4 protein-coding genes are annotated in these 4,666 nt (G+C 58.7%); all 4 read left to right on the forward strand.

From position 1 onward, the window contains the following. The coding region (locus tag VL547_RS21990) for a hypothetical protein (RefSeq protein WP_325582058.1) at positions 1–2,925 on the forward strand (2,925 nt) is incomplete at its 5' end. A 50-nt stretch (positions 2,926–2,975) separates the two neighbouring features. Continuing rightward, positions 2,976–3,338, forward strand: coding sequence for a hypothetical protein (locus tag VL547_RS21995; RefSeq protein WP_325582059.1), 363 nt, complete (start codon positions 2,976–2,978; stop codon positions 3,336–3,338). Positions 3,339–3,369: 31 nt separating this feature from the next. Then, the gene (locus VL547_RS22000) at positions 3,370–4,128 is read left to right on the forward strand and encodes a hypothetical protein (protein ID WP_325582061.1); all 759 of its coding nucleotides are present in this window, start codon (positions 3,370–3,372) and stop codon (positions 4,126–4,128) included. A 109-nt stretch (positions 4,129–4,237) separates the two neighbouring features. Next, a partial coding sequence (locus VL547_RS22005) for a hypothetical protein (protein ID WP_325582062.1) occupies positions 4,238–4,666 on the forward strand: 429 nt, incomplete at its 3' end.

A 4,666-nucleotide genomic window follows, 5' to 3' on the forward strand; every position in this document is an offset into this window, starting at 1 on the left:
GATATAACAGTGTCCGCGGTTGGGGCCCAGACGACCCTGTTAAAAGGCAACGTCCTCAACCTCGGCGACCGCCTGGTCCTCCACAAGATCACGATCGCCAAAAGCACGAAAGAGCTCGCTGAAGTGACGATCCGGTCCAACAGCTTTAACAACAGCGTCGACCGGCTGGGGACGAGCACCGCCGTCAGCGGTCGCGCCATCCAGAAGATACCGCTGGTATCCCGCAACTATACCGACCTCATGCTCTTATCCCCGCTGGCCAACGGCGCCAACCTGGCCGGCGCCAAGGCGGGCGGTACCGGGTACATGCTCGACGGCGTGAGTAACCGCCGGGCGGACTTCGGCGGCATAAGCGACGCGGCGTTCTCCATTTCCTCCGAGACCATCCGGGAGTTCGAGGTGTCGACCAATTCCTACGACGTAACCAACGGCCGCGGCTCCGGCGGCGTCGTCACGGCGATCACCAAATCGGGGACCAACAAGTTATCGGGCGCGGCGTGGGGTTACTATGGCGCCTCGTCGCTGGCGGCCGACAAGGACGTGAACGGGAACCACCTGACCAATAACTATAAGACCGCCCAGTTCGGCGGGTTGTTCAGCGGTCCGCTGATCAAGGACAAGCTCCACTTCCTGGTGGCGTATGACCAGTACAACAACACCATTCCGTTCCGGGCGTATGACTTCACCTTTTCCGGGCCCACCCAGGCGCAGGCAGAAAAGAACCTCGGCATCACCGAGGCCAACCTGCAACAAGTCGTCAACATCCTGGAAGGGCCCACATACGGGTTCCCGCCCAGCCAGCAATTTGGCACCATCAGCATCAATCAGCGTACGCAAAACGGCTTCGCCAAGCTCGACTGGAACATCAACAAGAAAAACCTCCTGACCCTCAAGTACAACTATCTCCACTTCGTCGACCCCAACAAGCTCAAGTCGGCCGGGCTGCTGACGACCCAGTACACCGGTATCGAGATCGACAACGCCGCGATGCTGGGGCTCCGCACCGAGTTCAACCAGCACACCACCAATGAGCTGAAGCTCAACTTCAGCACCTACCGGAAGTTCCTGACCTTCCTCAACAACCACGTCCCCGAGGGCTTTGTCACGGTGAACTCGACCTTCAGCGACGGCAGCACCGGCACCACCACCGTCGCCTTTGGCGACCAGAACTGGGTGCCCGAGCGCGACGCCTCCGACGTCGTACAGGTCATCGACTACCTCCGCTATAACACGGGGGGGCTGCACTTCGTTTTCGGAACGGACAACAATATCAATCACATCACCGACCGGCTGTCGCATGACCAGCAGGGTCAGTTCTACTACGCCAGCATCCAGGACCTGCAAAACAACACGCCCTACCGCTTCAACCGGAAGATACCGCTCGACGGCATCAATCCCAAGGTCAGCGTGCCGCTGATCGAGCTCGGGGCCTTCGCGCAAATGGAAACCAACCTGAAGCCCAACCTCAACCTCACCGTCGGTCTCCGCTGGGACGGCCAGATCATCGGGAGCGCGCCCACCTACAATCCGCTGCTGGAGCAGGAGCTCGGCGTCAACACGCACGTCGTCCCCTTCGACGCCAAGAACATCGAGCCGCGCGCCAACCTCATCTGGGACATCCATGGCGACGGCCGCGACATCTTCAAGGTAGGTGCGGGGCTGTTTGCCTCCGAGCTGACCACCCAGCCTATCACCTTTGCCCACATCGACAACGGCGTCGACTTCCGCCAGGTGGACATAGAGCAGAACGTCCCCGCCGCGCAGTGGGCGCTTTATCAGAAGGACTTCAACGCCGTCCCCGGCGTGGCGTTCTACGACAGCCTGAAGACCAAGCAACCCGCGACCGTCCTGATGCTCGACAAGCACCTCAAGAACCCGCTCACCTTTAAGACCAGCGCCAGCTACTACCATTACTTCACCCCGTGGCTACGCGCCGGTGTCAACGTCTATTTCGACAATACCTGGGACAACTTCTACCTCTACGACCTGAACCTAAAGCGCACGCCCGAGTTCGTGACCAACGAAGGACGACAAATCTACGTCCCGGCGGGCACGTTGAATAATTCCACGTCCACCAGCTATCTCCCGATCCTGGCCAATTCCCGGATCGCCCCCGACTTCAACCAGGTACGCTACTTCACCAACACCTCCTGGTCCTCCAAATACTGGGGCGCGATGGTCGAAGCCGCCGTCCAGATCGGCCGCGACGGCACCTTTAGCGTCAGCTACGCCCACGGCAAGGCCACCGGCACGCCGCCCTACGACAACGGCGACCCGCGCAACGCCAACTTCAGCGTCGGCTCCAGCTACTGGACCTATTCCTCCTACGGCCGTAACTGGCGCAGCGACGGCGACCAGCCCAACAAGATCGTGGCCCTGTTCCTTAGCCCGACCTTCCACGGCTTTAGCATCAGCTCCTCGTTCCAGGCCTACGAGAACGCCCACTACTCCGCCTACGTCAACAAGGACATCATCGGGGAAACCAACGACGGCACCAACCTGGCGTATATCTACGACCCGAACAGCGCCGCCACGCCGGCCGGCATCCAGACCGGTATGAAGACACTGCTAACCAAGACCAGCCCGCAGTTCCGCAAGTTCCTCACCAGCCACTACGGCCAGTTCGCCCCCTACAACGGCGGCCTCATGCCCTGGCGCACCCAATGGAACCTCAGCGCGGCTTACGACCTCAAGCTGTTCAGCACCCACAAGCTCACGCTCCGCGCGGATATATTTAATGTGCTGAACCTGGTCAACTACCGCTGGGGCGGATACAAACAGATCATCAACACGAACCTGTATAACGTAACGGGTTTCGACGCCGCGTCGAATTCGTTCCAGTACAGCGTCAACCAGAACGCGGGGACGTTGCAGAAGACCGCGAGCTATTACTCGGTGCAATTTGGCGCCCGCTATTCGTTTTAAACTGCGCTATTTTACTATATTGGGGTGTGCTTAGGCACACCCTATTTTTTATGACTTTCACCAAGCTTGTCCCCAGCCTCTTCTACAAAGACATCGCCATCGGCCTGAAGACCTTCATCGACTGCCTGGAGTTCACCATCAGTCACGATGAGCTAAACGCCGAAAGCCCGTTCTGCTCGGTCACCAAGGACGGCCTCAGCATCCTGCTCTTCCAGAACGACCACTACGCCGAATTGGAGCACCCGGAGATCCGGCTGCAGACGAATGACATCGAGGAGGTCTATGCAAAGGTGTCCGCCAGCCACCCGGAGCTCCTGCATCCAAACCTGGACAAGATCACCGAAAGACCCTGGGGCGCCCGCGAGTTCGCCATGCTCGACGGCCAGATCGGTATCCGCGTGCAACAGTGGTAACGACAGGTCGCAAAATGCTTATATTAGGTGCATGGAAGTCCACCACCACCCGCACGTAGAGCGCAAATCATTCAAGGAATACCTCCTGGAAGGCCTGATGATCTTCATCGCCGTTACCATGGGCTTTATTGCCGAAAACATACGGGAAGGTATCCACGAAAGCCACCGGTCCGGTATGTACGCCGCTTCGATGATTAAAGATCTGGAGGACGACACCGCCACCCTCCGGCAGTTCATCGCCTACTACGAATACGCCGCCCGGAACACCGATACCCTGATGCAACTGCTGGGGACGGCGGACCCCAGGGACGTGCCCTCCGGTAAATTATACTGGTATGGCCTTTTCGGCGGCTCGCAGCGCGCCTTCGTGCCCAACGATGCCACCTTCGAGCAAATGAAAAGCTCGGGCACGCTGTCCTACCTGGACAAAGCCGTGGCCATCGACGTAGCCCGGTACAACCGGTTGTGCCGGCAGATGAGGGAGTACGACGACGACTACCGGGAGGTATACACGGAAGTGCGGATCAGCCGGTCCAAACTCTTTAACTTCTACTACAACGACATCGCCAACAGCATTTTCCAGGACAACCTCGTGCATTTCGACCGCGCCCGGATAGACAGCTTTATCCAATCCAAACCCCCGTTGCTGAGCACCGACAAGGTGTTGTTCAACCAGTATGTGGAGATGATCCGCTCCAGGCGGTTGGGCACCCTGCTCATCGACGCCAGGGCGGTGATGCAGCAGGCGACGGTTTTGCTCAGAGAGCTAAAGGATACCTATGGGGAATAAGCCGGTTTATTAACATCTGCCTAACGCCCACATTGTAACCCTAGTCGTAGTATTGTAGCACTTATCTCCGAACACCCAGGTGTGTGTCGTCCAGCTTAATAACCTGCTTATGGACACACTGGTTTTGATAGCTTCCCTGGTCGGTATCTGTTGCAGCCTCGCCGCGGGTCTTCTCCTCATCTGCTTTTCCTTCGTCAACCGTAAGTTTTCCGACTGTTGGCTGGCGCTGGTTCTCCTGTCTTCGGGCGGCTTCTCTTTACTTCATTATTACCTGGTCCCCGGGGAGTGGCTGACAAGCTTTTCGTTTGTCGGCATCGTGGGCGGCAGCCTGGGCTATGTCCAAGCCAAAAACTGGAGCGCCCGTGGCCGCATAGTCGTGGGCATGCTGATCAATGTCCTGGGTTTGTGCGCTTTCCTGCCCGCGCTTCCCGGCGTCGGGATCGTATACTCCCTGACCGGAACCATTGATTTCGCGGCGTTCGCCACCGGCGCGCTGATATTCACATGGTGCGTGCGTGTCCGTGCCACCCCCGAGGCC

This window comes from Dinghuibacter sp. (genome assembly GCF_035492835.1).
Lineage (GTDB): Bacteria > Bacteroidota > Bacteroidia > Chitinophagales > Chitinophagaceae > Dinghuibacter.